The organism is Amycolatopsis sp. lyj-346 (assembly GCF_046548975.1).
In the GTDB taxonomy this organism is placed as follows: domain Bacteria; phylum Actinomycetota; class Actinomycetes; order Mycobacteriales; family Pseudonocardiaceae; genus Amycolatopsis.
The window spans coordinates 1-630 of record NZ_JAJPWT010000063.1 but is presented as its reverse complement, the minus strand read 5'-3'; the positions used below and the strand labels follow the sequence as shown (position 1 = coordinate 630).

The window sequence follows — 630 nt, the reverse complement described above, 5'->3', positions numbered from 1 at the left end:
AAAAGAGGTCTACCTGGGGGTCCAGGTGCAGACCCGGCGGATGGTCGACCGCGCGGTCGAGCGGGCCGCGCCGGTGCTGCGCAAGATCCTGCCCGAGGCCGTCGACGCCGAGCTGACCGCGCTGGACTCCGAGGTCGAGCACCTCGACCAGGTCATCGGCAGCGCCGGGCTGGAAGGCCGTCCGGTGCACGCCGAGGAGATGGCCTGGCTGATGCACCGGTCCTGTTCCCTCGGCCTGCCCGCGCCGCGGAACATGCCCGCGGTGCCGGGCGCGGCCTGGGAGCCGGAAGACCTGGCCAGCTTCACCGACGCCGCCGACTTCTACGCCGAGCCGTACGCGCCGACGGTCACCGTCCGCGGCCGCACCGGCTCCAACGCCGGCGTCTCGCGGCACCTGGCGGTCCTCACGGTCGGGCAGATGCACGGCCTGCAGATCCCCGAGGTCGACGACCCGTGGATCCAGCACGCCGACCGGCTGCCCGCCGCCGTCGAGGTGTCCGCGCGCATCTACGTCCGGCGCCCCGAGGACGTGGCGGGCGAGCTGCAGCGGCAGATGAACAAGGTGCGCTCGCAGGTCAAGCACTACACCGACGAGCACGAGCTGGAGCCGCCGCAGTCGCTGTCGCGCCA

General features: G+C 73.0%; 1 pseudogene. It reads left to right on the top strand.

What is annotated here, in order from left to right:
• Positions 1–630 (top strand): annotated as a pseudogene (locus tag ACLJQE_RS44690) (ATPase); the annotation flags it as partial.